Below are 23,827 nucleotides of genomic sequence, written 5' to 3' on the forward strand. Positions count from 1 at the left end.
ATGCTTCGAGCCGCCACTTTCTGGCGGCTCTTTTTTTGCGCGATTCAGTGCCGTCGGGTGTTTCGGTTGGGCCCTGCTGGGTGAAGGCGGGCTCCCTGTAGAAGGGGCGTCAGGGCTTGTCGTGGGGGCTCGGGGGCAACTCGCACTGGCCGGCACAGCGCCGGCTGCCATCCGGGTGCGGCAGCCAGGCCAGGTGCGGACGGAGGCGGCGGAACAGGCCATAGCCGAACTTGAACAGCGGCCGCAGGGGCCGCCAGGCCAGCGGTGCGGCCCAGCGGTACAGGCCGGCGGCACGCCAGCTCCAGAGCGTGGCATCGACGCCCGTGTACCACTGCCCCGAGGCGCTGCGGGCGTGCAGGCGATCTCCCAGCTCCTGGCGGCTGCGGCCGGCTCCTTGTTCGTCGAAGTCGACGGCGCTGATGTCTACCAGGCGCAGCCGTGCCGGGTCGGCGTGGCGCGCCAGCCAATGGGCCTCGCGGGCGCAGAGCGGGCAGGCAAGGTCGACGTAGAGGGTCAGCGGCAGGTCAGGCGTATTCATGGTGTCGCTCCTTGGGCGATCGCGACTCTGCACCCATGTGCGGTCCACGGCAAGCACCGACCGGCGTGTGCGGCTCAGTCGGCGAAGGTCACCGAGAACTGCGCGACGGCATCCACCACCCGGTGGGATTCGCTGCGGATCTCGCGGATCACTTCGCCGGCCTGGTTGGCCAGCTCGACCCCTTCCCGGGCGCGGTCCTGGGTGGTGCTCATGCTGCTCACCGCGCTGCGGGCCAGGTTCTGGTTCTGCTGTACCACGCTGTTGATTTCCACCGTGGCCTGGCTGGTGCGGGAGGCGAGCTGGCGCACTTCGTCGGCCACCACGGCGAAGCCACGGCCCTGCTCACCGGCACGGGCGGCTTCGATGGCGGCGTTGAGGGCCAGCAGGTTGGTCTGGTCGGCAATGCCGCGAATGACCTGGACGATGCTGGTGATCTGCTCGGACTGCTTGTTCAGCCCCTCGATCTGGTCGGCGACCGTCCCCAGGTTGGTGGCGATCTCGGTGACCACGTCGACGGTGCGGGCCACGGTCTGTGTGCCCTGGGCGGCAGTGACGTCGGTCTCCATGGCGATGTCGTGGGCCAGTTGGGCGGCGGCGGCCTCGGCGTCGCGGCGCTCCACCTGGGCAGTGATGTCGCTGGCGAACTTGACCACGCCGTAGAGGCGCCCGTTGGCGTCGTACAACGGGTTGTAGGTGGCGCGCAACCAGACCACGCGGCCGTCACGGGTGACCCGGCGATAGCGGTCGGAGAGGAATTCACCCTGGTTGAGGCGGGCCCAGAACTGCCGGTACTCATCACCCCGGGTGTCTTCGTCGACGCAGAACATGCGGTGGTGCTTGCCGAGGATGTCCTCCAGCCGGTAGCCCATGAGGTTGAGGAAGTTCTGGTTGGCCGTGACCACCTCGCCGGCGAGGTTGAACTCGATCACCGCCATGGAACGGCTGATGGCGTTGATGTAGCTCTCGTGGCGGTGCTCGGCCTTGATCTGGGCGGTGATGTCAGTGGCGATCTTCATGATTCGCAGTGTCTGGCCGAGTCCGTTCTGGATCGGCAGGTAGGTCGCCTCCAGCCAGATCTCCTCGCCGGCGTGGTTGAGGCGCATGAAGCGCTCGCTGAAGCGTTCGCCTTGACGCAGCCGTTGCCAGAACTGCTGGTAGGCGGCGCTCTCGGCCAATTGCCGGGGGCAGAACAGTCGATGGTGCTGGCCCACCACCTCTTCGAGGCGATAGCCCACCACGTTCAGGAAGGCAGGGCTGGCATCCAGGATGATGCCGTCGGGGGTGAATTCGATCGTGGCCATCGAGCGGCGGATCGAGGCCAGCTCAAGCGCGTCGATGGTTTGCTGCGGAGCGGGTTCCTTCTTGCGATTGAGCCACATGCTGTCTTCTCCCTGGCGTAGTGCACGCCGAGAAAAACTAGACGAAGTCAGGTCACTTGGCCCCAGCGCAAGCATCCTGCTGGCCGTCAATGGCTTGTGTTGGTCATCACTGAACGCCGCCATTCCAGCCGCCCGGAGAAAGCGGAAACGAGTAGACGGACATGTTGCGCGAGGAAACTGGCTGGATGCCGAGGTTGTACAAGGTTAATTTTTGTATAGCTTTTCGGTGGGATTTTTCTGGCGCCATTTATTTGTTCTGGCGAATTTCCGACCAGTGGCAGTCAGGGGGCGCATGACGCCCCCTTCGGCCTTCAAAGCTGGAAGCGTTGCACCACGCCGTTGAGGTCGATGGCCAGGCGCGACAGCTCCTGGCTGGCGGCGCTGGTCTGATCGGCGCCGGCGGAGGTCTGCAGCGAGAGGTCGCGGATGTTCACCAGGTTGCGGTCCACTTCCCGTGCCACGTGGGCCTGCTCCTCGGAGGCGCTGGCGATCACCAGGTTGCGTTCGTTGATGGAAGAGATGGCCAGGGCGATCTCGTCCAGGGCGGCACCGGCGGCGCGGGCGACTTCCAGGGTGAAGTCGACCCGCTCGCGGCTGGACTGCATCGAGGTGACCGCCTGGCTGGTGCCCTGCTGGATGGTGTTGATCATCTGCTCGATTTCCTGGGTCGACTGCTGGGTGCGGTGGGCCAGGGCCCGTACTTCGTCAGCCACCACGGCGAAGCCGCGACCCTGCTCGCCCGCGCGTGCTGCCTCGATGGCGGCGTTGAGCGCCAGCAGGTTGGTCTGCTCGGCAATGGAGCGGATCACCGCCAGTACCTGGCTGATGTCGCGGACGTTGTCGGCCAGTTCTTCCACCTTGCTGGAGGTGTTGGCCACGTCCCCGGCGAGCTGGGCGATGGAGTTGACGGCCTGGCCCACCTGCTCACGGCCGCTGCGGGCGGTGTGGTCGGCCTGCTTGGAGGCTTCCGAGGTGCTGACGGCGTTGCGCGCCACCTCTTCCACGGCGGTGGTCATCTCGTTTACTGCGGTGGCGGCCTGCTCGATCTCGGTGTTCTGCTGGTGCAGGCCTCGGGTCGAGTCCTCGGTCACCGCGTGCAGTTCTTCCGAAGCCGAGGCGAGCTGGCTGGAGGAGTCGGCGATGTGCTGGATGGTGCTGCGCAGGCTGGTCTGCATCTCTTGCAGGGAGCGCAGCAGGTGGGCCGGCTCGTCCTGGCCCTGGGCCTCGATGCGGTGGGTCAGGTTGCCGGAGGCGACCACGCGCGCCACGTCCACGGCCTGGGCCAGCGGGAGGATGATGCTGCGGGTGAAGATCACCGCCAGCAGGATGGTCAGCACCACGGCAATGGCGATCACCACGATCACCAGGGTCACGGCATTGTCGAAGGTGGCATCGCTTGCGGCGGAGGCGCGCTTGGCCCCTTCGCTGTTGATGCGGGCCAGCTCACCGAGGGCATTGGCCAGCTGTTCGGCGTAGTCACCGAGCTTCTGCTCCACGGTATGGCGTGCCTCCTCGCTGTTGCCGGCCTGGGTTTGGGAGACGGTCAGGCGTGACTGCTCCATGTAGCGGTCCCGGGCGACCTTGTAGGCGTCATACAGGCGGCGTTCCTCGGCGGAGGAAATCATCGGCTCGTAGCGGCGTTCGGCATCCGCCTGGGCACTCTCGGCCTTTCTCAGGCTGGCCAGGGTGGAGTCGCGGAAGTCGCCCTGGACGATGGCGTAGCGCAAGGTCATGGCACGGATGCGGGAGCTGGCGGCGCTCATGTCATTGACCGCCATGATCGAGGGCAGCCAGTTGGTGTCGACCTCGGCGCTCATGTCATCCATTCGGTTCATCTGGTACAGCGCAATCAGCCCCAGCAGTACCAGCAGCAGCCCCAGCGTCGAGAAGGCGAGAGCCGAGCGAAGACCGATCCGTATTTGTCTAATCCACATGGTGTTTCCCCAGATAATGCAAAGGTGGTGTGTCGGGCGACACGTTCTGGCCCCCTTCGGCCTGCCCTGTGGATGGAACGGATTTCAGTGAAGCGGCGGCTCCTTCTGCACAGGTTCCTGTGCTGCCGTCTGTGCGGCGGGGTAGCGGTGCCCGAGCGTCTGACAACTCTTCACAGAGCGCCTAGGGGTGTTGGTCTTGTGCGTAAAGCATATGAATTCGCCTTAATTTGTGCGACATATCTCACATTGTTTTACTGACATTTCCTGACGCTACATCGCCTTTCCTTGACCCAAGGCAGTGTTTGGGCGAGGTCCCGCCAGCATGGTGCCTGGCCCTGCGGGGCGGGGTGCCCGCCTGCGCGCCCGAAAAAGCCAGGGACAAGGCAGGGCTCGCTGTTTGAAATCCGCTCCGCCCCGGACCACCCTTCATCCGCTGCCCAGAGAAGACCGAATGGACCACCCGATGAAAGAACCCCCTCCCCATGTCGAGGAGCCCCCTGGTGCGCCTCCCAAGCGCATTCGCACCGGCGGGCGCAGTGCCCGTGTGCTGGAGCAGGTCGTGGCCGCCGCGCGGGACGAGCTGCGTGAGCACGGCGCCATCGCTTTTTCCATTCCCCGCGTAGCCAAGCGCGCCGGCGTTCACGTGGCCTCGGTGTACCGGCGCTGGCCAGACGTGAACGAGCTGATCGCCTTCACCGCCAACCGCTACGTGGACCAACTGATTCCGATACCGGACAGCGGCTCGCTGATAGGCGACGTGACCCTGCTGCTGCAGGGCACCCGCGCCTTCCTCTGCGATCCCCTCGGAGCCACCCTGGTGGGCCAGGCCTTCAGCCTGAGCGGGGAAGGCGCCAACCGCGCGTTGATCCGGCTGTACTGGAGCAAGCGCGCCGCCGCCCACCGGGCCGTCTTCGAACGTGCCGTGGCGCGGGGCGAACTGCATGGGGAGGTCGATCCGGAAGTGGTTGTGGAGATGCTGGTGGGGCCGCTCTACATCCGCCACTTCCTCAGCCAGGGTGCCATCAGCGACGACTATCTGCGGGACCTGGCCGAGCGGGTGCTCGCGCCTCTGCTGGTGCCGCGCGGCTGAGCGGGGGTGGCGAGGCGGGGGAGCGCCTCGCCATGCTGCATGGCGCGGGGTTGAGCCTTAGCCCTCCCGCCCTTCCTCCTGGCGCAGGCCCTGGCTGAGGCCATCGCAACTGGTGGACCAGTCCGCCAGCCAGTCGGGCAGGGTGGGGGACTCGGCGGAAACGCCCAGCTCCTGCACGAACTCACCGGGGGCGACCGGCCCCTTGGGGCTGCGGAACAGGCCGCGCATGATCACCACGCCGAGTACCCGGCCGTCCTTGACGAAGCGGTGCTCCATGAAGGTCCACTTCTCGTCCCAGCCCAGCAGGCGGGTGTGGACCTCGAAGGCTTCGAACAGCCGCAGCTCGCGGCGGAACTTGCCCCAGATATCGCCCACCACCGGCAGTGCACGGTGGCGCAGGGCGACCCGGAAGGCACCGCTGCGCAGCACGAAGTCCATGCGCCCAACGTCGGCGAGGGTGAAGTAGCGGCCGTTGTTGACGTGACGGTTGAAGTCCAGGTCCAACGGCCAGACCCGCATGCGGATGACGGTGGTGTCGAGGCCGTGGACGGCTTTGCGCCAGGGGCGGCGGAGGAGCATCAGGAGCAGGCGGAACCAGAGATTCATGGCAGGTCGGACCGATTGGGGAAGACCCGCGCAATCTAGAGCCATGCCCCCTGTTCGGACAGGTGCGCAAATGACATATTCCATGCGAAACCTGCAAGAGCGCCGCCATGCACGTCACCCTGCTCGTCACCGACTACTGTTCTGCCGCCAGCACCTTCCTCGCCCTAGAGGTGCTGCGCGCTGCCAACCTGCTGGCTGAAGGCGAACCGCCGTTCGAGGTGGTGAGCGTGTCCCTGGATGGCGGGGAGGTGACCACCCTCGGCGGGCATCGGGTCGCAGTGCAGGCGGCGTTGGGCAGCATCGAGCGGACCGACCTGGTGCTGGTGCCGGGCTTCATCTTCACCCTGCGCGAGGCCTTGCCCGGTTTCGACCGCTACGTGCCCTGGCTGCGGGCCCGGCATGCCGAAGGCGCGACGGTGGCCTCGATGTGCACGGCGGCCTTCCTGCTGGCGGAGGCGGGGTTGCTGGAAGGGCGGCGGGCCACCACCCACTGGGCCTTCGCCGGCCTGTTCCGGCGGCGCTACCCCGAGGTGTTGCTGGACGAGACGCTGATCCTCTGCGAGGACAGCAACGTGATGACCAGTGGCGGCGCCAGCGCGGCGATGGACCTGTTGCTGCACGTGGTCCGGCGCTTCGCCTCCCTGGAGCTGGCGCAGACCTGCGGCCGCTACCTGCTGATCGACAGCGTGCGCACCGGGCAGTCGGCCTATGTCATGTGGTCGACGCCCAAGGGACATGGGGACGCCAAGGTGCTGCAGGTGCAGAACTGGCTGGAGGCACACTACACCGAGCCGGTGTTGATCGACGAACTGGCGCAGCGCTTCGGTTTCGGCACGCGCAACTTCAAGCGGCGCTTCAAGGAGGCCACCGGCTACTCGCCGCTGGCGTACCTGCAGACCCTGCGCCTGGAGCAGGCCAAGCACCTGCTGGAGACCACCCGCCTAAGCCTGGAGCGCATCACCTTCCAGGTGGGGTACGAGGACAGCAATTCATTTCGCCGGCTGTTCCAGCAGCGCATCGGCATGCCGCCGGCGGCCTACCGCAAGACCTTCCAGGTACGCGGTGTTCCGGCCTGACGGGCTCAACCCTCGGTGCTGCGGATGAAGGCCGGCTCGTAGTCGCGACGGGCGCTGGAAACGCGCGGATTGGGGTTCATCAGCGCCTGGCGGACCTTCTCGTAGTCCTCGTAGGGCAACCCGGCGCGGTTGAGCATCTCCAGGGAGAACTGCTTGATCTCGGCGTCGGTGTAGGGGCGCGGTTCCGGCTGGCTGGCACAACCGCTGAGGACGAGGGCCGCAAGGGCCAGCGCCAGGATGTGAGTGGGTTTCATGATGCCCCCGGGGCAGTGGTGACGGGATGCTGAGCAGGCTACCAATGCCCCCCGGAGGCGAAAAATCACCGTTGTAGATAATGAGTATTGCCTGGATCGCAAGGATATCCGGGGTTGCGAACCCGCCCCGGGGCCGTTAGCCTGCGCACCCCTGAAATTCATCGGATGATTGGATGTCTGCCATGTCCGCACCGGCCCTCAAGCGCTCCCTGGTGGATATCGCCCTGGAGCAGATCCGCCAGCGCATCGACGACGGCACCTGGCTGCTCGGCCAGCGCCTGCCGCCCGAACCCGAGCTGGCGGAGATCATCGGCATCAGCCGCAACACCGTGCGCGAAGCGGTGCGGGTGCTGACCTTCTCCGGCGTGCTGGAAGTGCGCCAGGGCGACGGCACCTACGTGCGCGCCTGCGCCGACCCGCTGTCCACCATGCAGGCCCTGGCCCGAAGCTCGGTGGAGCAGGCCCTGGAGGCACGGGGGATGATCGAGATCGAGGCCTCGCGCCTGGCGGCCCTGCGCCGCACCGAGGCAGACCTCATCGCCCTGCGCGAAGCCCTCGCGGCCTCCGCCGCACGCTCCAGCTACGAAGACCTGCAGGACTACATCGACCACGACCTGGTGTTCCACCAGCGGGTGGTGGACAGCGCCCACAACCCGGTGCTGAGCGAGTTGTACCGCTACTTCTCCCAGGTCATCCGCGTGGGCCTGGAGCGCACCATTTCCGATCCCGACCGCGCGCAGCCGTGCTTCGACCTGCACCGCGAGTTGCTGGACGCCATCGAACGACAAGACGCGGACGCCGCCGCTGCGGCCAACCGTGCGTTGCTGATCTGACGTTTGCCCTTTTCTGGAGTTGCTTTGCCATGCCTGCCCACGATTCCCCCTCCCACATGCCGCCGGCCTGCCCGCCGGAGGAACTGCTGATCGACGCCGAGGCCGACGACGAGCCCGCGCCCCCTGCCATCGCCGGAGGCGCCGCCCTGCTGCTGGTGGGGCTGGTGCTGGTGGCGCTGAACCTGCGCCCGGCGCTGTCCAGCCTGGCGCCGATGCTCAACATGGTGCGCGAGGCCACCGGGCTCTCCGCCTCCGGGGCCGGTCTGCTGACCACCCTGCCGGTGCTCTGCCTCGGCCTGTTCGCCCCGCTGGCGCCGATCCTGGCGCGGCGCCTGGGCAGCGAGCGCACGGTGCTGCTGATCCTTCTCGTCCTGGCCGGCGGCATCGTCCTGCGCAGCCTGTTCCCCCTGGCCGGGCTGTTCCTCGGCAGCGTCATGGCCGGTGCCAGCATCGGCATTATCGGCGTGCTGCTGCCGGGTATCGTCAAGCGCGATTTCCCCCACATCGCCGGGCTCATGACCGGTGTCTACACCATGGCCCTGTGCCTGGGTGCGGCGCTGGCCGCCGGGGCCACCGTGCCCCTCGCCGGTGTGCTGGATGGCGCCTGGCAACCGGCCCTGGCCTTCTGGGCGCTGCCGGCGATCCTCGCGGCGCTGGTGTGGCTGCCCCAGGCGCGGCAGTCCGCCCATGCCGGCCGTCAGGCCTACCGGGTGAGCGGCCTCTGGCGTGACCCGCTGGCCTGGCAGGTGACCCTGTACATGGGGTTGCAGTCCTCCCTGGCCTACATCGTGTTCGGCTGGCTGCCGTCGATCCTGATCGACCGCGGGCTGTCCGCCGTGGAGGCCGGGCTGGTGATGTCCGGCTCGGTGATGACCCAGTTGGTCAGCGCCCTCGGCGCCCCCTGGCTGGCCACCCGAGCGCGGGACCAGCGCCTGGCCGTGGTGCTGGTGATGGGCATGACCCTGGCGGGACTGATGGGAATGCTCTATGCGCCCCTGGGCGGCATCTGGGGCTGGGCGGTGGTGCTCGGCCTGGGGCAGGGCGGCACCTTCAGCATCGCGTTGGCGCTGATCGTCCTGCGCTCGCGGGACGCCCACGTGGCCGCCAACCTCTCCGGCATGGCCCAGGGCGTGGGCTACACCCTGGCCGCCATGGGCCCGCTGGCGGTGGGCGTGGTGCACGACCTGACCCACGGCTGGAGCGCGGTGGGCTTCATCTTCGTCGGCGTCAGCCTGGCGGCCACCGCCTTCGGCCTGGGGGCCGGGCGCAACCTGCTGGTGAATGCCCGCAGCGAACACCTCTGACACCCACACCCACGACAACGCCGGCCCCGGGGCCGGCGTTGTCGTTTCCGGGTATATGGGTGCCGTCCGCAGCCCGTGCGTCAGCCCGGGATTGTGTGCCGCCTGCTCCCGGACTGAAGTCCGGGCTACACGGGGTGGTGCAGTCCGTAGCCTGGGCTTCAGCCCAGGGCGGTGTGCTGCCTGTTCCCGGACTGAAGTCCGGGCTACGTGGGGTTGGCTCAGTCCGTAGCCTGGGCTTCAGCCCAGAGTGGTGTGCTGCCTGCTCCCGGACTGAAGTCCGGGCTACGCGGGGGGGGCAGGCCGTAGCCTGGGCTTCAGCCCAGGGTTGTGTGCTGTCTGCTCCCGGACTGAAGTCCGGGCTACGGGGAGGGGGCGTCAGCGGCGGCGCAGCAGGCCGATGAAGAACAGCCCGCCGATGGCGGCAGTGGCGATGCCGATGGGCAGGTCCTGGGGGGCGGCGAGGGTGCGGGCGCCGACGTCCACCCAGACCAGAAACAGCGCGCCGAGCAGGGCGCTGGTGGGCAGCAGGCGGCGGTGCTCGGCGCCCACCAGGCGGCGCGCCAGGTGCGGCAGCATCAGCCCGACGAAGCCGATGGCGCCGCTCAGGGCCACCAGCACGCCGGTCAGCAGCGAGGCGCAGAGGAACACCCAGAGGCGCACCCGGCGGGGTTCGAAGCCGAGGCTGGCAGCGGTGTCTTCGCCGCTCATCAGTGCGTTCAGGCCACGCGCCTGGGCCATCAGCAGCGCCAGGCCGAGGGCCAGGCTGACGGCTGGCAGGGCCAGCAGCTCCCAGCGGGCGAGGCCGAGCCCGCCGAGCATCCAGAACAGCACCGAGCTGGCGGCATGCGGGTCGCCGAGGAACAGCAGCAGGTTGACCAGCGCCATGCACAGGAAGGACACCGCCACGCCCGCCAGCAACAGGCGGTCGCTCTCCAGGCGGCCGTGGCGGCTGGCGATGGCCAGCACCAGGGCGGTGCTCGCCAGGGCGCCGACGAAGGCTGCCAGGGGCAGGCTCAGGTGGCCGGCGAACTCGCCCAGGTAGAGCACCACCAGCACCGCGCCGAGGGCGGCGCCGGAACTGACGCCCAGCAGGTGCGGGTCGGCCAGGGGGTTGCGGGTGGTGGCCTGCAGGGCGCTGCCCACCAGGGCGAGGCCGGCACCCACCAGGGCGCCGAGCAGCACCCGTGGGGCGCGGATCAGCCAGACGATGCTGGCCTGGCCGTCGCTCCAGTCGCCCCGCTGCAGCAGCCCCAGGCGCTCGCCGACGATGGCCCAGACCTGCTCCTGGGGCAGCCGCGCCGGGCCGAAGCCGAGGGCGGCCACCAGCGACAGCGCCAGCAACGCTGCCAGCCCCGCCAGCAGCAGGCGGAAGGCACCGGCCGAGCGCAACGGCCTCACCGGGCGGCCCCGGCGAACACCTGCGGGTGCAACCCGGCGGCGAGGGCTTCGATGGCGGCGGCGTTCTCCACCGAGGGCGTGGCGTCCAGGTAGGGCAGCACCAGAAAGCGCCGCTCGCGGATGGCGGTGACCCCGGCCAGGGCCGGCTGGGCCAGCAGGAAGTCGCGCTTCTGCTGCCAGCTGCGCTCGCCGTAGTCGACGATGACGATCACCTGCGGGTCGTGCTCCACCACGGTTTCCCAGTTGACCTGGGTCCAGCTGGCGGCCAGGTCGCTGAGCAGGTTGTGCCCGCCGGCGGCTTCGATCAGGGCCTGGGGCATGCCGAGGCGGCCACTGCTGAAGGGGCGGTCTTCGCCGCTGTCGTAGAGGAACACCCGGGGCCGCTCGGCGACGCCGGCCAGGCGTTCGCCCACGGCCGCCACGCGGGCCTTGAGGCCGGTCACCAGGGCCTGGGCGCGGGGCTCGACGTCGAAGATGCGGCCGAGGTTCTCCAGGTCGCGGTAGAGGTCATCGAGGCTGGCCGCCTCGCGGGGCATGACGTGGGCGCAGGACTCGCTCAGTTCGTACACCGGGATGCCCAGCGGCGCGAGGGTGGCGGGGGTGACGTCGCCACCCACGTGCATGCCGTAGTTCCAGCCGGCGAAGAAGAAGTCGGTGTCGGCGGCCAGCAGGGTTTCCACCGAGGGGTACTTGCGGGCCAGTTCCGGCAGGCCGGCGAGGGCCTCGCGCAGGCTCGGGTCCAGGGTCTTCCAGCCGCTGACGCCGCTGTAGCCGGCCATGCGTTCGCGCAGGCCGAGGGCGATCAGCATGCCGGTGAGGTTCACGTCCTGGCTGACGGCGTGGGTGGGGGCGTGCTCGAACACCACCTGGCGGTTGCAGCTGGTGATGGTCACCGGGTACTGGGTGGCCTGGGCGCCGCTGGCGAGCAGCAGGGCGGTGAGGGCGAGGGAGCGGCTTTTCATGGGGGGGTGATCCAGGTGATGCGCGGGTGGCCGCCGATGGGGTGGCGGTCCACCAGCGCGGGGGTGCCGAACACCTCCAGCAGGCGTTGCGGCGTGAGCACGGCTTCGGGGGTGCCGCTGGCCACCAGGCGGCCGCCGTCGAGCACCAGCAGGCGGTCGCAGAAGGCAGCGGCTAGGTTGAGGTCGTGGAAGCTGGCCAGGGTGCTCAGCCGCAGGCGTCGCAGCAGGGCCAGCAGCTCCAACTGGTAGCGCGGGTCGAGGTGGTTGGTGGGTTCGTCGAGCAGCAGCAGGCCGGGGTCTTGCACCAGGGCGCGGGCCAGCAGGGCGCGTTGCTTCTCGCCGCCGGAGAGTCGGGCGAAGGGGGTGTCGCGGTGAGCCTCCAGGGCCACCTGGCGCAGCGCTTCGCTGACCCGGGCGCGGTCGGCGGCGGTGTCGCCGTCGAACGGCCCCTGGTGGGGCGAGCGGCCCATGGCGGCGACCTCGGCGACGCTGAGGCCGAAGTCGCTGGGGAACTCCTGCAGCACCACGGCGACCCGCTGTGCGCACCAGCGCGGCGGCTGGCGCCAGATGTCCTCGTCGTCCACCCGCACCGTGCCGCCGTGGGGGCGGGCGGCGCGGTAGATGCAGCGCAGCAGGCTGCTCTTGCCGCTGCCGTTGGGGCCGATGAGGCCGACGAACTCGCCTTCCTCCACGTCCAGCCCGATGCCGTCCAGGGACCAACCGGCGAGGGCGCCGTCAGGGGCCCAGTGCAGGTCATGGAGGTTCAGGCGGGACATGGCGTAACCCTCAGAAGCTGTAGTCGGCGGTGACGAAGAACGAGCGCGGCTGGCCCAGCAGCCACTGCTGGCCGCCATTCTGCTGGGTGACGGCGTAGCGGCGGTCCAGCAGGTTGTTCAGCTCCAGCCCCAGGCGCGTGTCGGGCAGCACCTGCCAGCCGAGGTTGGCGTCGAGCACGGTGTAGCCGGGTACTTTGACGGTGTTGGCGGCGTCGGCGTAACGGGCGTCGACGTAGCGCGCGCCGAGGCCGGCATCCAGGTCATGCCCCAGCGCTTTGCTGACCCAGAGGTTGGCGGTGCGCCGTGGCACGTCGGTGGGGCGGTTGCCGGACCGGGAGACGAGCTGGCCGCCGACGGACTCGTTGAAGTCGTCATATTCGGCGCGCAGCAGCGAGGCGTTGGCCGAGACGTGCCAGCCCTGCTCCAGGGCCAGTTCGAGGGTCGCCTCCAGGCCGTCGGAGGACTGCTGGCCGATCTGCTGGGTGGGGCGGGTCACCGATTCGCGGGAGAGCAGCTTCTTCTTGACGATGTGGTAGGCGGCCAGGGTCCATTCGCCGCGCCCGTCCCAGAACTGCTGCTTGAGGCCGAACTCGGTCTGCTTCGACTCGGTCAGGTCCATCTGCTGCTGGGTGGGGCTGAGGGTGATGAGGTTGCTGACGCCGTCCTCGCTGGTGGAGTACTGGCCGTAGAAGGACAACTGCGGGGTGGCGGCGAACACCAGGCCGGCGCGCCAGTTGCCACCCTGGATGCTGCGGTCGCTGCGGCTGTTGGCGCGCAGGTCGGTGCGGTCGATGTGGTTCTGGTCGCGGCGCACGCCGGTGACCACGGACCAGCGCTCGCTCAGTTGGGTGCGGTTCTCGGCGAACAGCGCAGCGGTGCGGGTTTCGCTGCGCGAGTGCGGGCGGTAGGCCGAGGCGCTCTGGTAGTAGCCGGGGGCCGGGTTCCACGGGTCGACATAGTCGCCGCCGATGTCGGTGTAGGGCGCGTTGTTCAGCAGGTCGAAGCGGATGCGGTTGAACTCGCCGCCCACCAGGGTGCGGCTGTCGAGGCCGAACAACGAATGGTCGAAGGTGAAGGTCTGGCGGTCGCCGATCTGCTCCTGCTCGTGCTTGATGCGCAGCTGCTCGGCGCGCTCCAGCTGGCCCCGGCCGGCGTCCCAGGTGTAGGCCTCGGCGTTGCGCCAGTAGCGGCGGCTCTTGATGTGGTAGAGCTGGTTGCTGGCGCTGAAGCCTTCGCTGGGCGTCCAGTCGGTGACGAGCCGGGTCCACTGGTCGTTGTAGTGCAACTCGGCGTTGTGCAGGTTGTAGTTCTTGTCTTTCAGGCTGTCCCGCAGGTGGCCGTCGATCAGTGGCGTGCCGAAGTAGTTCATCGGCTGCAGGTCGCCCTGGTCGTGGGCGAGGGTGAAGGCCAGGGCGTCGCTGGCCTGCCAGCGCAGGGCGGCGCTGAGGCCGAGGTTCTTCGAGTCGCCCCGGTCGATCCAGCCGTGGCTGGCCTCGCGGTTGAGGTTGAGGCGGTAGCTGAGGGTGTCGGTGAGTGAGCCGCCGCTGTCCAGGGCCATCTGCTGGCGGTCGTCGGAGCCGTAGCCCAGGCGCAGGCGGTTGCGGATCTCGCCGTCGAAGGGCTTCTTCGGCACCACGTTGATCACCGCGCCCGTGGCGCCTTCGCCATAGAGCACCGAGGCCGGGCCACGGATCACGTCGATGCGCTCGACCATCCACGGGTCGGTGGGGAAGGTGGTGGTGCCCATGCCGGTGTAGAAGCGCGTGCCGTCGTACAGCTGCATCACCGAGGCGTGGCCGGTGAAGCCCCGGGCCGAGAGGGCGGTGCCGCCGTTGCCGGGAGTGCCGATGTGGGTGATGCCGGGGCTGCGAGTCACGGCGTCCTGCACGGTGGCGTTGTTGCGAGCGCGCACGTCGTCACCGCTGATGGCGCTGGTGCTGGCCGGGGTTTCCAGGGCGGACAGGCCCAGGCGCGAGCCGGCGGGCACGGGCGTGTCGAGGCGGATGGCGGTGTCGTCCGCCTGGCCGGTGACGGCGGTGGCCGGTAGCGCCAGGGTGCCGTCTTCGGCGTGCAGGGAGAAGGAAATGGACAGCGCGAGCAGGCCGAAGGCGGCGCTCGCCGAAGCGTTGGAGCTGAAGGTACGGGACATGTCGTTCCTATCACGTCAGGAATGAATGGAGCCCGGAGGGAATGCAAAGGCGCGCGCGGGCGCGTGCACCCGTGCGAGAAACCGGCCCGTGCCCGCCCACCGCGGGTTTGCCTATCGATGCTCCAGGCCGGTCTCCGGGCTTGCGAGGATCACGCCGCATTCGCCTTCCCATGCCGTGGGCACAGTGGCGTATCGAATGCAGCGCTCGCTTACCGTTGCGGGGGCAGCGCCGGACTGGTCCTGATGGACGCACCGGCTTCCCGTTTCACCCCACGCACGACGGCGTGGGACACCTGGAACGGCGCGCATCTGACCACTGGCTCGGGATGGCGTCAACCGTTGTCGGGAATCATTCGCCCTGCCTGCCGGCGATGGCCGTTCCCGTCGCAGCCGGTAGAATGCCCGCCGCCGTTCACTGCCCGGAGGCCCCATGAGCCTGGAACCCCACGATCTCGATGCCATCAGCGCCATCACCCTGGATGACTACCAGCGCAATGCCGAGGGCTTCCGCGAGGGCACCCGCGACCACGACGTGAGCCAGAACATCGAGGCGCTGCTGCGCCACCTGGGGCCGGGCGGGCCGTTCGACATCCTCGACTTCGGTTGCGGCCCGGGGCGCGACCTGCAGACCTTCCGCCGCCTCGGCCATCGCCCGGTGGGGCTGGACGGTACGGCACGCTTCGTCGAGATGGCCCGCACCGATGCCGGTTGCGAGGTGTGGCAGCAGAATTTCCTGGCGCTGGAGCTGCCCGCCGAGCGCTTCGATGGGGTGTTCGCCAATGCCAGCCTGTTCCATGTGCCGCTGCAGGAGTTGCCGCGTGTACTCAGCCAGTTGCACGCCACCCTGCGGCCGGGTGGCGTGTTGTTCAGCTCCAATCCACGGGGGCAGAACGAGGAAGGCTGGAACGGCCAGCGCTACGGCGCCTGGCACGACTACGCGCGCTGGCGTGAGTTGCTGGAGGCGGCCGGCTTTCAGGCGCTGGAGCACTATTACCGGCCGGCGGGGCTGCCCCGCGAGCAGCAGCCCTGGCTGGCGAGTGTGTGGCGGAAGCCGGCCTGAGCAACGGCTGTTCGCCTGGCATAAAAAAGCCCCCATGGCGGGGGCTGAAGAACGCACGGTAGTCAGGTGTCAGGTGTCAGGCCAGGACGGGGAGGGCACCCATCTTGCCGTGGCAATAGAGCAGGGGGGCGGCCTCTTCCTGGGGCAGGACCAGGTTCTTCACGGCGCCCACCATGATGGCGTGGTCGCCGCCTTCGTATTCCCGCCACAGCTCGCACTCGATGATCGCGCTGGCGCCGGCCAGCAGCGGGTTGCCCCGTTCGCTCAGGGTCCATTCGATGTCTTGCGCCTTGTCCTTGCCTTTGCGGGCGAAGGCATAGGCTTCCTTCTGCTGGGCGTCGGACAGGACGTGGATGGCGAAGCGCTTGTTGCGGATCAGCACCGGGTAGGAGTCGGAGCTGTAGTTGGGGCAGAACAGCACCAGGGCTGGGTCCATGGACAGCGAGCTGAAGGCGCTGGCGGTGAGGCCGACCACCTGTCCGTCGTCATCCAGGGTGGTGATCACGGTGACCCCGGACGGGAAGGAGGCCATGGCTTTCTTGTAGAGGGCGGCATCGATCATCGGTGGAACCTCGGTGGTGTACGGCAGGCTGAATCAATTAGGTCTGATGGTATACCGTAATACGCAATTTGCAAGCGCTTTCATGGGCGCTCCGTCGGCCTTCTACTTTCGTCGGAAAGCCTCAAATACCGGGGCTTTGGTTCTGGCGGCGGGACCTCGGGTTGCGTCAGGATGGCGGATCAGATGCGTCGTGGAAAAGCGGATCAGGCTTGTCAAAAGTTTGGAATACCATAATATGGTGTTCATCTGAGGGGCGACGCAGAGCGCCTCCGGTTTGGCTTCAAACAACGATAAGAACAGACAAACTCGAGTTCATTTCCATGTCCCAGATGTCCCGGCAAGACCCCCTGATCGAAAACCACACGGTGGACTACGTCCCCCTTGCGGAGCGCCACGGGAAGGCGCGCGATCTGTTCACCCTGTGGTTCAGCACCAACATCGCGCCGTTGCCCATCGTTACCGGCGCCATGGTGGTCCAGGTGTTCCACCTCAACCTGTTCTGGGGGATGCTCGCGGTCGTCCTCGGGCACCTGATCGGTGGCGTGGTGATCGCCCTGGCCTCGGCCCAGGGGCCGCAGCTGGGGATTCCGCAGATGGTGCAGAGCCGCGGCCAGTTCGGGCGCTACGGGGCCCTGCTGATCGTGTTCTTCGCCGCGCTGATCTACGTCGGCTTCTTCATTTCCAACATCGTCCTGGCGGGCAAGTCCATCGTCGGTATCGCCCCGTCGGTTCCGGTGCCGGCCAGCATCCTGATCGGTGCGCTGAGCGCTACCGCCATCGGGGTGATCGGCTACCGCTTCATCCACACCCTCAACCGCATCGGCACCTGGGTGATGGGCTCGGCGTTGCTGGCCGGCTTCGCCTACATCTTTGCCCATGACCTGCCGGCGGATTTCTTCACCCGTGGCGGCTTCAACCTCGCTGGCTGGATTGCGACCCTGTCGCTGGGGATCATCTGGCAGATCAGCTTCTCGCCCTACACCTCGGACTATTCGCGCTACCTGCCGGTGGAAGTGGGCATCGCCCGGCCGTTCCTGGCCACCTACCTGGGGGCGACCCTGGGCACCATCCTGTCGTTCGCCTTCGGCCTGGTGGCGGCACTGGCCACTCCGGAGGGTACCGAGGCGATGGCGGCGGTGAAGCAGGCCACCGGCTGGCTGGGGCCGATCCTGATGGTGCTGTTCCTGCTCAACATCATCAGCCACAACGCCCTCAATCTTTATGGCGCGGTGCTGTCCATCGTCACCTCGATCCAGACCTTCGCCGGCCGCTGGACGCCGAGCATCCCGGTGCGCGTGGCGCTGTCGGCGGTGATTCTCGCCGGCTGCTGCGTGGTGGCGCTGGGGGCCTCGGCCGACTTCATCTCGCGCTTCATCGGCCTGGTGCTGGCGCTGCTGCTGGTGCTGGTGCCCTGGGCGTCGATCAACCTCATCGACTTCTACCTGATCAAGCGCGGCCGCTACGACATCGCCTCGATCTTCAGCCCGGACGGTGGCATCTACGGGCGCTTCAACCCGCACGCGATCATTGCCTACTTCATCGGCATCATCGTGCAGCTGCCCTTCGCCAACACCTCGCTCTACGCCGGCCCCTACGCCAACCTGGTGGAGGGCGCCGACCTCTCCTGGCTGGTGGGCCTGGTGGTGACCTGCCCGCTGTACTACTGCCTGGCCACCCGCAGCCGCAGCGCGGCCTCGAACCTGGCCGGCGCCGCGCTGGCCGACTGAGCCCGGTGAACCTCGACACGCCGGTGCCAGGCTCTGCCTGGTGCCGGCGTTGTCGTACCGGGCGGGCCGTTTTGACCGCGTCTCGCCGCCCGGCATAGAGTGGCGAGCCGCCCTCCGACTCCCGCCCAGGCCACGGAACCATGATCGACCTGCCCCTGCTGCTCGCCTTCGTCGCCGCCGCCACCCTGCTGACCCTCACCCCCGGCGTGGACACCGCCATCGTGCTGCGTGCCGCCACTGCCCAGGGCCGGCGCCCGGCGGTGATGGCGTCCCTGGGAATCGGCCTGGGTTGCCTGCTCTGGGGCGCGGCGGTGTCCCTGGGGCTGGGGGCGCTGCTGCAGGCCTCGGAGCTGGCCTACACAGCGGTCAAGCTGGCCGGGGCGGCCTACCTGCTGTGGCTGGGAGCCGGGCTGCTGCTGCGCCCGCGCCAGGCCCTGGACGAGGAGGCGGATGCTGGCTCGGGTGGCCAAGGGGCGGCGTTCTGGCGGGGCTTCCTGACCAACCTGCTCAACCCCAAGGTCGGGGTGTTCTACGTCACCTTCCTGCCGCAGTTCGTGCCCGCCGGCGCCAGCGTGGCGGGCTATTCCTTCCTCCTCGCCGGGCTGCACGTGGTGTTGACGCTGATCTGGTTCGCGGCGCTCATCGCCGCCACGGTGCCGCTGGGGCGGTTCCTGCGCCGGGCGGCGGTGATCCGCGCGCTGGACCGGCTCACCGGGGGCGTGCTGATCGCTTTCGGTGTGCGCCTGGCCGGCTCGTCGGCGCATTGAGCGCGGCTGCAATTTCGTCCAAGCCAGGACAGGGGGCGGCGCGCTAGAGTGGCGCGCATGGAACGCACCAGCCATATCGTCGGCGGCCTGCCCGGCATCCGCCTGATCGACGCCGAATACCACCGCTTCGCCTTTCCCCGGCATTTCCACCTGGAGTACCACGTGGGCCTGCTGCTGGAGGGGCGGCAGCGCTTCGTCTACCAGGGCGAGCGCCAGCTGGCGGGGCAGGGCGATGTGCTGCTGATGGCGCCGGAGCAGATCCACGACGGCGCCAGCCTGGACGCGGAGGGCTACCGCATTCGCGTGCTGGCCTTCGAGCCGCACTGGCTGGAGCAGGCCAGCCGCGCCTTGAGCGACGACCGCCGTGGCACGCCCCGGCTGCTCGGCGCGACCCTGCGCCACCCGGCGTTGCAGGCGCACCTGCTGGCCGCCCATGACAGCCTGCTCGGGGATTCGCGGCTGGCCCAGGAGCAAGCCCTGTGGCAGGCCATGGCCTGCCTGCTGCAACTGGGCTCGAGTCTGCGCGTGGAGGACCCGGTCGGTGGTTTCGACGGAGCCACCTGGCGGCGCCTGCGGGAGTGGCTGGAGTCCCGGCTGGATACGCCGCCCTCCCTGGAGGAACTGGCAGCCTTCTGCGGGCTGAGCCCCTGGCAGGTGCTGCGGCGCTTCCAGCGTCATTGCGGATTGCCGCCGCTGCAGTGGCTGACCCAGTTGCGCCTGGCCCGCGCCCTGCCGCTGGTGCTGGCGGGGGAGCCGCTGTCGGACGTGGCGCTGCGCCTCGGCTTCTATGACCAGGCGCATTTCTCGCGCCTATTCCGCCGCACCTACGGCGCGCCGCCGGCCCGCCTGCGCGGGCGTGGCTGAAACCACCTTGCCCCTGGCCATAGCGCCGTCATCACCGTGCGTGAGAGTCATTGCCGGGTGGGGTGGCCTGCCGGAAAATCTCCGGCAGTTCCGCCACGAGCCGCCGCCATGACCCAGACCCTTTTCTTCGCCCATGCCAACGGCTTTCCGTCCGCCACCTACGCCAAGCTGTTCGACGCGCTGGCACCGGACTACCGCGTGCTGCACCTGGAGCAGCACGGGCACGATCCGCGCTTCCCGGTGAACGACAACTGGGAAAACCTGGTGGACGAACTCATCCATCACCTGGAGGCCCAGGCCGAGCCGGTCTGGGGCGTCGGCCATTCCCTTGGCGGGGTGCTGCACTACCACGCGGCGCTGCGCCGGCCGGAGCTGTACCGCGGGGTGGCGATGCTCGATTCGCCGGTGCTGACCCTGGCCGACAAGATGGTCATCCGCGCCGCCAAGCGCTTCGGCTTCATCGACCGCATCACCCCCGCCGGGCGCACCCTCGGGCGTCGCGAGGAATTCGCCGACCCGGAGGAGGCGCGCCGCTACTTCGCCGGCAAGACGCTGTTCCGCCACTTCGACCCGGACTGCCTGGACGCCTACGTGCGCCACGGCTTCACCGAGACCGCCGGCGGGCTGCGGCTGAAGTTCGACCCGGAGACCGAGATCCGCATCTACCGCAGCGTGCCCCACAGCAGCCCCGGCCGGCCGCAGCAATTGCAGGTGCCGCTGGCGGTGGTGCGCGGGCGCCACAGCCGGGTGGTGATGCCGCACCACGCGCGCCTGGTGCGCCGGGTGCCGAAGGGCGAGTACCTGTCGCTGCCGGGCGGCCACATGTTCCCGCTGGAGCGCCCGCACGACACGGCGACGCTGCTCCGTACCCTGTTCAAGCGCTGGGACGGCCAGGCCGCCCGCCAGGAGTCCGCATGAGCGCGCATGTCGAAGAAATCCGCCTGAGCCTGCCCCACGTGGAACTGGCGGCGCACCTGTTCGGCCCCGAGGATGGCCAGCCGGTGCTGGCCCTGCACGGCTGGCTGGACAACGCCATGACCTATGCGCGCCTGGCGCCGAAGCTCAAGGGCCTGCGCATCGTCGCCCTGGACCTGGCCGGGCACGGGCATTCCGGGCATTACTCGGCCGGCTCCAGCTACCAGATGTGGGAGTACGCCGAGGACGTGCTGCATGTGGCCGAGCAACTGGGCTGGGCGCGCTTCTCGCTGATGGGCCACTCCCTCGGGGCCATCGTGTCCATGCTGTTGGCGGCATCGCTGCCGGAGCGGGTGGAGCGCCTGGCGCTGATCGATGGCCTGATCCCTTACACCGGCGAAGCCGATGGCGCGCCGGCCCGCCTGGGCGAGGCGTTGCGGGCACGGCTGGCCCTGCAGGGCAAGCGCAAGCCGGTCTACGCCGACATCGACCGTGCCGTGCAGGCCCGCATGAAGGGCGTGGTGGCGGTGAGCCGCGAGGCTGCCGAGCTGCTGGCCGAACGCGGCCTGATGCCGGTGCCGGGCGGCTACACCTGGCGCACCGACATGCGCCTGACCCTGCCATCGCCCATGCGCCTGACCTTCGCCCATGCCCAGCAGTTCCTCCGCGCGGTGCAGTGCCCCACCTGCCTGGTGCTGGCCGAGGGCGGGCAGATGGCTGCCGAGCCGCGCATCGCGCAGTTGCTGCAAGGGCTACCCTTCGAGGTGCACCATCGGCCGGGCGGCCATCACCTGCACCTCAACGACGAGACCGGTGCCCAGGCCGTAGCAGACTGTTTCAATCCCTTCTTCGCCGCGCCTTGACTTGAATGGGGCAAGCGGGAAGGCTGGGCCCCATTTTCAAGGAGAGACCGGATGATCGACCTCTACACTGCTGCCACCCCCAACGGCCACAAGGTCTCCATCGCCCTGGAGGAACTGGGGCTGCCGTACCGGGTGACTGCGCTGTCCTTCGAGCGCAAGGAGCAGAAGGCGCCGGACTTCCTGGCGATCAACCCCAACGGCCGCATCCCGGCCATCGTCGACCGCGACAACGGTGATTTCCCGGTCTTCGAGTCCGGCGCCATCCTCGTCTACCTGGCGGAGAAGACCGGCCAGCTGATGCCCGCCGACCCCAAGGGCCGTTCCCTAGTGATGCAGTGGCTGATGTTCCAGATGGGCGGCGTCGGCCCCATGCAGGGGCAGGCCAATGCCTTCTTCCGCTACTTCCCCGAAGTCATCCAGCCGGCCATCGACCGCTACCAGCACGAGACCCGCCGCCTCTACGAGGTGCTCGACTCGCGCCTGGCGCTGGTGGAGTACCTGGCCGGCGACTACAGCATCGCCGACATCGCCACCTTCTCCTGGGTGCGCCTGCACGACTGGGCAGGCGTGTCGGTGGAGGGGCTCGCGCACCTGCAGCGCTGGCTGGCCGCCATCGAGGCGCGCCCGGCCGTGCAACGCGGCCTGGCGGTGCCGCCGCGCCAGGCCTCGGCTGAAAACGTGGTGAAATCCGCCCAGTCGATGCTGATGCGCTGAGGTCGCCCATGCGTTTTCTTCCCTTGTGCCTGGGCCTGGCCCTGGCGGCCCCGCTGCAGGCCGCCGACCTGCCCGAGAGCCATGACCTCACGGCGCTGCCGCGCTTCCCCCATGCCGAGATCGTCGACTTCAAGGAAGCGCCCGATCAGGAGCGCTTCTACCCCCAGGGGCCGATCCGCCGCATCAGCAACCAGCTGCGCATGGAACAGCGGGTGGATGCCCAGGGCCGGCAGACCTCGGTGACCTACCAGCTGCCCAGCGGGCACAGCTCGGCCGAGGCCTTCGACCGCGCCCGCGTCGACCTGATGGAGAAAGGCGCCATCCCGCTCTACTGGTGCCAGGGCCGCGACTGCGGTTCCAGCAGCCTGTGGGCCAACACCGTGTTCGGCAACGCCCGGCTCTACGGGCCGGACGACCAGCAGGCCTACCTGCTGGTGCGCCTTGTCGAGCCCAGCCAGGACAGCCTGCTGGCGGTGTACGCCATCACCCGTGGCAACCGCCGCGCCTACCTGCATGCCGAGCAACTGGATGCCGCCGCCCCCCTGGGCGAGCTGCTACCCACGCCAGCGACCCTGCTGCGCGAGCTGAAGAGCAGCGGCGAGCTGCACTTGCCGACGCTGCCGGCCGTGCCCAGCGAGGCCTGGGCCACGTTGCTGGCCCGCGGATTGAACCTGGACAGCACCCTGCGGGTCAGTCTCGGCGGGGCCGGTGCGGAAGCCTGGCGCGAGGCGCTGGTGGGGCAGGGCGTGCGTGCGGCTCGCCTGGAGCTGGGCACGTCCCGCGAGGCCGGCCTGCACCTGGAGTGGCTGCGCTGAGCTTCACCGTCCATGCTTTTCTTCGTTCGTGGCGCCGGCTGGGCGCCACGCGCGCGTCAATCGGAGTGACTTCATGCTGAACAACGACCGCCTGCTGGTGCAGATCCTCCTGCTCACCTTGCTGGCTGCGTGCATCTGGGTGCTGGCGCCGTTCTGGTCGGCGCTGTTCTGGGCCGCCGTGCTGGCCTTCGCCAGCTGGCCGCTGATGCGCCTGCTGACCCGTCTGCTGAACGGCCGCACCGCCACGGCCGCCGCCATCCTCAGTGCCGGCTGGATGGTGCTGGTGGCGGTGCCGCTGGTGTGGCTGGGCTTCAACCTGGCGGACCACGTGCGCGACGCCACCGAGTTCGTCAAGAACGTGCAGGTCGAGGGCCTGCCCCGGCCGCCCGAGTGGCTGGGCGAGCTGCCCATGGTGGGCGACCGCCTGGTGGCCCTGTGGGCGCGGGTGGACGAGCAGGGCGCGGCTTTTTTCAGCAGCCTCAAGCCCTACATGGGGCAGGCCGGCAACTGGCTGCTGGCGCGTAGCGCGCAGATCGGCGGCGGCATGCTGGAACTGGCCCTGAGCCTGGTGCTGGTGTTCTTCTTCTACCGCGACGGTCCGCGTATGGCGCTGTTCGCCGAGCAGGCCTTGGGGCGGTTGATCGGCGACCGCGCCCCGCACTACCTGGAACTGGTGGCGGGCACGGTACAGCGCGTGGTCAACGGCGTGATCGGTACCGCCGCTGCCCAGGGCCTGCTGGCGTTGATCGGCTTCTGGATCGCCGGCGTGCCCGGGGCCATCGTGCTGGGCCTGGTGACCTTCGCCCTCAGCCTCATTCCCATGGGGCCGCCGCTGGTCTGGGTGCCGGCCGCCGCCTGGCTGTTCTGGCACGGCGAGTACGGTTATGGCGTGTTCCTGGCGATCTGGGGCTTCTTCGTCATCAGCGGCGTGGACAACGTGCTCAAGCCCTACCTGATCAGCCGGGGCGGCAATCTGCCGCTGGTGGTGGTCCTGCTGGGGGTGTTCGGCGGCATCCTGGCCTTCGGCTTCATGGGCCTGTTCCTCGGTCCGACCCTGCTGGCCGTGGCCTACAGCCTCATCTCCGACTGGATCGGCGCGCCCCAGACCCACACGGAGCAGGACCCCGAGAGCTGAGCACCACCTCACAGAAACGCGGGGGAACTGCCAGAAAAGCGGCGCGAGGTGATAGCCTTGTGCCGCTTTTTTCCGCCCCGCCGGTCCATGGCACCGCTTGCGGATG

General features: G+C 68.8%; 23 protein-coding genes and 1 riboswitch. Of the genes, 13 read left to right on the top strand and 10 right to left on the bottom strand.

Annotated features, from left to right (window positions below; translation table 11 throughout):
- Positions 1 to 109 precede the first annotated feature (109 nt).
- The 3 genes from BM198_RS03010 to BM198_RS03020 all read right to left on the bottom strand — a co-directional run bounded on the left by BM198_RS03010 (position 110) and on the right by BM198_RS03020 (position 3,851).
- Complete coding sequence (locus BM198_RS03010) at positions 110 to 538, bottom strand: thiol-disulfide oxidoreductase DCC family protein (protein ID WP_074967677.1); 429 nt, start codon at positions 536 to 538, stop codon at positions 110 to 112.
- A 74-nt stretch (positions 539 to 612) separates the two neighbouring features.
- Positions 613 to 1,917 carry a methyl-accepting chemotaxis protein gene (locus tag BM198_RS30610; RefSeq protein ID WP_074967679.1) on the bottom strand — a complete coding sequence of 435 codons (1,305 nt, stop codon included), beginning with the start codon at positions 1,915 to 1,917 and terminating at the stop codon, positions 613 to 615.
- 311 nt (positions 1,918 to 2,228) lie between these two features.
- Entirely contained in the window at positions 2,229 to 3,851 is a 1,623-nt protein-coding gene (locus BM198_RS03020) for a methyl-accepting chemotaxis protein (RefSeq protein ID WP_074967681.1), read from the bottom strand.
- A gap of 463 nt (positions 3,852 to 4,314) precedes the next feature.
- Here BM198_RS03020 and BM198_RS03025 point away from each other — a divergent pair, with 463 nt between their 5' ends.
- A complete protein-coding gene (locus tag BM198_RS03025) occupies positions 4,315 to 4,941 on the top strand; it encodes a TetR/AcrR family transcriptional regulator (protein WP_074967682.1) in 627 nt (208 codons plus the stop codon).
- A gap of 57 nt (positions 4,942 to 4,998) precedes the next feature.
- Here the strand turns inward: BM198_RS03025 and BM198_RS03030 are convergent, their stop codons facing one another.
- On the bottom strand, positions 4,999 to 5,547 hold the full coding sequence (locus BM198_RS03030) for a thioesterase family protein (protein WP_044400321.1): 549 nt from the start codon (positions 5,545 to 5,547) through the stop codon (positions 4,999 to 5,001).
- Positions 5,548 to 5,654: 107 nt separating this feature from the next.
- On the opposite strand from BM198_RS03030, the gene BM198_RS03035 reads away from it, so the two are divergent.
- Entirely contained in the window at positions 5,655 to 6,623 is a 969-nt protein-coding gene (locus BM198_RS03035) for a GlxA family transcriptional regulator (protein WP_074967684.1), read from the top strand.
- A 5-nt stretch (positions 6,624 to 6,628) separates the two neighbouring features.
- On the opposite strand, the gene BM198_RS03040 is transcribed toward BM198_RS03035, so the two are convergent.
- On the bottom strand, positions 6,629 to 6,877 hold the full coding sequence (locus BM198_RS03040) for a hypothetical protein (RefSeq protein WP_074967686.1): 249 nt from the start codon (positions 6,875 to 6,877) through the stop codon (positions 6,629 to 6,631).
- A gap of 182 nt (positions 6,878 to 7,059) precedes the next feature.
- Here BM198_RS03040 and BM198_RS03045 point away from each other — a divergent pair, with 182 nt between their 5' ends.
- Both BM198_RS03045 and BM198_RS03050 read left to right on the top strand, forming a co-directional pair.
- Positions 7,060 to 7,710 (top strand): FadR/GntR family transcriptional regulator, encoded by a 651-nt coding sequence (locus tag BM198_RS03045; RefSeq protein WP_069565353.1) that lies wholly within the window; start codon positions 7,060 to 7,062, stop codon positions 7,708 to 7,710.
- Between the two features lie 29 nt (positions 7,711 to 7,739).
- Positions 7,740 to 9,014: a CynX/NimT family MFS transporter gene (locus tag BM198_RS03050; RefSeq protein WP_074967688.1), complete on the top strand. Its 1,275-nt coding sequence runs from the start codon at positions 7,740 to 7,742 to the stop codon at positions 9,012 to 9,014.
- 375 nt (positions 9,015 to 9,389) lie between these two features.
- On the opposite strand, the gene BM198_RS03055 is transcribed toward BM198_RS03050, so the two are convergent.
- The 4 genes from BM198_RS03055 to BM198_RS03070 are packed head-to-tail and all read right to left on the bottom strand — an operon-like array spanning position 9,390 to position 14,299.
- On the bottom strand, positions 9,390 to 10,412 hold the full coding sequence (locus tag BM198_RS03055; RefSeq protein WP_139233555.1) for a FecCD family ABC transporter permease: 1,023 nt from the start codon (positions 10,410 to 10,412) through the stop codon (positions 9,390 to 9,392).
- A complete protein-coding gene (locus BM198_RS03060; RefSeq protein WP_074967692.1) occupies positions 10,409 to 11,374 on the bottom strand; it encodes an ABC transporter substrate-binding protein in 966 nt (321 codons plus the stop codon). The genes BM198_RS03055 and BM198_RS03060 overlap by 4 nt, the downstream gene beginning before the upstream one ends.
- Positions 11,371 to 12,150 carry an ABC transporter ATP-binding protein gene (locus BM198_RS03065; protein WP_074967694.1) on the bottom strand — a complete coding sequence of 260 codons (780 nt, stop codon included), beginning with the start codon at positions 12,148 to 12,150 and terminating at the stop codon, positions 11,371 to 11,373. The genes BM198_RS03060 and BM198_RS03065 overlap by 4 nt, the downstream gene beginning before the upstream one ends.
- Before the next feature lie 10 nt (positions 12,151 to 12,160).
- Positions 12,161 to 14,299, bottom strand: coding sequence for a TonB-dependent receptor (locus BM198_RS03070; RefSeq protein ID WP_083422312.1), 2,139 nt, complete (start codon positions 14,297 to 14,299; stop codon positions 12,161 to 12,163).
- A 108-nt stretch (positions 14,300 to 14,407) separates the two neighbouring features.
- A riboswitch (cobalamin riboswitch) is annotated at positions 14,408 to 14,611 on the bottom strand.
- A gap of 118 nt (positions 14,612 to 14,729) precedes the next feature.
- Here BM198_RS03070 and BM198_RS03075 point away from each other — a divergent pair.
- Positions 14,730 to 15,359 carry a class I SAM-dependent methyltransferase gene (locus BM198_RS03075; RefSeq protein WP_074967696.1) on the top strand — a complete coding sequence of 210 codons (630 nt, stop codon included), beginning with the start codon at positions 14,730 to 14,732 and terminating at the stop codon, positions 15,357 to 15,359.
- Between the two features lie 76 nt (positions 15,360 to 15,435).
- Here the strand turns inward: BM198_RS03075 and BM198_RS03080 are convergent, their stop codons facing one another.
- On the bottom strand, positions 15,436 to 15,921 hold the full coding sequence (locus BM198_RS03080) for a flavin reductase family protein (RefSeq protein ID WP_074967698.1): 486 nt from the start codon (positions 15,919 to 15,921) through the stop codon (positions 15,436 to 15,438).
- A 320-nt stretch (positions 15,922 to 16,241) separates the two neighbouring features.
- Between BM198_RS03080 and BM198_RS03085 the strand changes: the two genes are divergently transcribed.
- The 8 genes from BM198_RS03085 (at position 16,242) to BM198_RS03120 (ending at position 23,721) form a co-directional block, all read left to right on the top strand.
- Positions 16,242 to 17,648 (top strand): purine-cytosine permease family protein, encoded by a 1,407-nt coding sequence (locus BM198_RS03085; protein WP_044400353.1) that lies wholly within the window; start codon positions 16,242 to 16,244, stop codon positions 17,646 to 17,648.
- A 140-nt stretch (positions 17,649 to 17,788) separates the two neighbouring features.
- The gene (locus tag BM198_RS03090) at positions 17,789 to 18,415 is read left to right on the top strand and encodes a LysE family translocator (RefSeq protein WP_074967700.1); all 627 of its coding nucleotides are present in this window, start codon (positions 17,789 to 17,791) and stop codon (positions 18,413 to 18,415) included.
- A gap of 57 nt (positions 18,416 to 18,472) precedes the next feature.
- Complete coding sequence (locus BM198_RS03095) at positions 18,473 to 19,279, top strand: AraC family transcriptional regulator (protein ID WP_074967702.1); 807 nt, start codon at positions 18,473 to 18,475, stop codon at positions 19,277 to 19,279.
- 108 nt (positions 19,280 to 19,387) lie between these two features.
- Positions 19,388 to 20,197, top strand: coding sequence for an alpha/beta fold hydrolase (locus tag BM198_RS03100; RefSeq protein WP_044400362.1), 810 nt, complete (start codon positions 19,388 to 19,390; stop codon positions 20,195 to 20,197).
- A complete protein-coding gene (locus tag BM198_RS03105; protein ID WP_074967704.1) occupies positions 20,194 to 21,057 on the top strand; it encodes an alpha/beta hydrolase in 864 nt (287 codons plus the stop codon). The genes BM198_RS03100 and BM198_RS03105 overlap by 4 nt, the downstream gene beginning before the upstream one ends.
- A 51-nt stretch (positions 21,058 to 21,108) precedes the next feature.
- Positions 21,109 to 21,771 carry a glutathione S-transferase family protein gene (locus tag BM198_RS03110; protein WP_074967706.1) on the top strand — a complete coding sequence of 221 codons (663 nt, stop codon included), beginning with the start codon at positions 21,109 to 21,111 and terminating at the stop codon, positions 21,769 to 21,771.
- 8 nt (positions 21,772 to 21,779) lie between these two features.
- Entirely contained in the window at positions 21,780 to 22,586 is an 807-nt protein-coding gene (locus BM198_RS03115; protein ID WP_044400369.1) for a DUF4892 domain-containing protein, read from the top strand.
- 73 nt (positions 22,587 to 22,659) lie between these two features.
- On the top strand, positions 22,660 to 23,721 hold the full coding sequence (locus BM198_RS03120) for an AI-2E family transporter (protein WP_074967708.1): 1,062 nt from the start codon (positions 22,660 to 22,662) through the stop codon (positions 23,719 to 23,721).
- The last annotated feature ends 106 nt before the right edge of the window (positions 23,722 to 23,827 follow it).

The sequence above is a fragment of the Metapseudomonas otitidis genome, from assembly GCF_900111835.1.
Taxonomy (GTDB): domain Bacteria; phylum Pseudomonadota; class Gammaproteobacteria; order Pseudomonadales; family Pseudomonadaceae; genus Metapseudomonas; species Metapseudomonas otitidis.

What these genes read in the sequence shown, in the direction of transcription:
- BM198_RS03010 (WP_074967677.1), bottom strand. Translation starts at nt 538, where the DNA reads ATGAATACGCCTGACCTGCCGCTGACCCTCTACGTCGACCTTGCCTGC.
- BM198_RS30610 (WP_074967679.1), bottom strand. Translation starts at nt 1,917, where the DNA reads ATGTGGCTCAATCGCAAGAAGGAACCCGCTCCGCAGCAAACCATCGAC.
- BM198_RS03020 (WP_074967681.1), bottom strand. Translation starts at nt 3,851, where the DNA reads ATGTGGATTAGACAAATACGGATCGGTCTTCGCTCGGCTCTCGCCTTC.
- BM198_RS03025 (WP_074967682.1), top strand. Translation starts at nt 4,315, where the DNA reads ATGAAAGAACCCCCTCCCCATGTCGAGGAGCCCCCTGGTGCGCCTCCC.
- BM198_RS03030 (WP_044400321.1), bottom strand. Translation starts at nt 5,547, where the DNA reads ATGAATCTCTGGTTCCGCCTGCTCCTGATGCTCCTCCGCCGCCCCTGG.
- BM198_RS03035 (WP_074967684.1), top strand. Translation starts at nt 5,655, where the DNA reads ATGCACGTCACCCTGCTCGTCACCGACTACTGTTCTGCCGCCAGCACC.
- BM198_RS03040 (WP_074967686.1), bottom strand. Translation starts at nt 6,877, where the DNA reads ATGAAACCCACTCACATCCTGGCGCTGGCCCTTGCGGCCCTCGTCCTC.
- BM198_RS03045 (WP_069565353.1), top strand. Translation starts at nt 7,060, where the DNA reads ATGTCCGCACCGGCCCTCAAGCGCTCCCTGGTGGATATCGCCCTGGAG.
- BM198_RS03050 (WP_074967688.1), top strand. Translation starts at nt 7,740, where the DNA reads ATGCCTGCCCACGATTCCCCCTCCCACATGCCGCCGGCCTGCCCGCCG.
- BM198_RS03060 (WP_074967692.1), bottom strand. Translation starts at nt 11,374, where the DNA reads ATGAAAAGCCGCTCCCTCGCCCTCACCGCCCTGCTGCTCGCCAGCGGC.
- BM198_RS03065 (WP_074967694.1), bottom strand. Translation starts at nt 12,150, where the DNA reads ATGTCCCGCCTGAACCTCCATGACCTGCACTGGGCCCCTGACGGCGCC.
- BM198_RS03070 (WP_083422312.1), bottom strand. Translation starts at nt 14,299, where the DNA reads ATGTCCCGTACCTTCAGCTCCAACGCTTCGGCGAGCGCCGCCTTCGGC.
- BM198_RS03075 (WP_074967696.1), top strand. Translation starts at nt 14,730, where the DNA reads ATGAGCCTGGAACCCCACGATCTCGATGCCATCAGCGCCATCACCCTG.
- BM198_RS03080 (WP_074967698.1), bottom strand. Translation starts at nt 15,921, where the DNA reads ATGATCGATGCCGCCCTCTACAAGAAAGCCATGGCCTCCTTCCCGTCC.
- BM198_RS03085 (WP_044400353.1), top strand. Translation starts at nt 16,242, where the DNA reads ATGTCCCAGATGTCCCGGCAAGACCCCCTGATCGAAAACCACACGGTG.
- BM198_RS03090 (WP_074967700.1), top strand. Translation starts at nt 17,789, where the DNA reads ATGATCGACCTGCCCCTGCTGCTCGCCTTCGTCGCCGCCGCCACCCTG.
- BM198_RS03095 (WP_074967702.1), top strand. Translation starts at nt 18,473, where the DNA reads ATGGAACGCACCAGCCATATCGTCGGCGGCCTGCCCGGCATCCGCCTG.
- BM198_RS03100 (WP_044400362.1), top strand. Translation starts at nt 19,388, where the DNA reads ATGACCCAGACCCTTTTCTTCGCCCATGCCAACGGCTTTCCGTCCGCC.
- BM198_RS03105 (WP_074967704.1), top strand. Translation starts at nt 20,194, where the DNA reads ATGAGCGCGCATGTCGAAGAAATCCGCCTGAGCCTGCCCCACGTGGAA.
- BM198_RS03110 (WP_074967706.1), top strand. Translation starts at nt 21,109, where the DNA reads ATGATCGACCTCTACACTGCTGCCACCCCCAACGGCCACAAGGTCTCC.
- BM198_RS03115 (WP_044400369.1), top strand. Translation starts at nt 21,780, where the DNA reads ATGCGTTTTCTTCCCTTGTGCCTGGGCCTGGCCCTGGCGGCCCCGCTG.
- BM198_RS03120 (WP_074967708.1), top strand. Translation starts at nt 22,660, where the DNA reads ATGCTGAACAACGACCGCCTGCTGGTGCAGATCCTCCTGCTCACCTTG.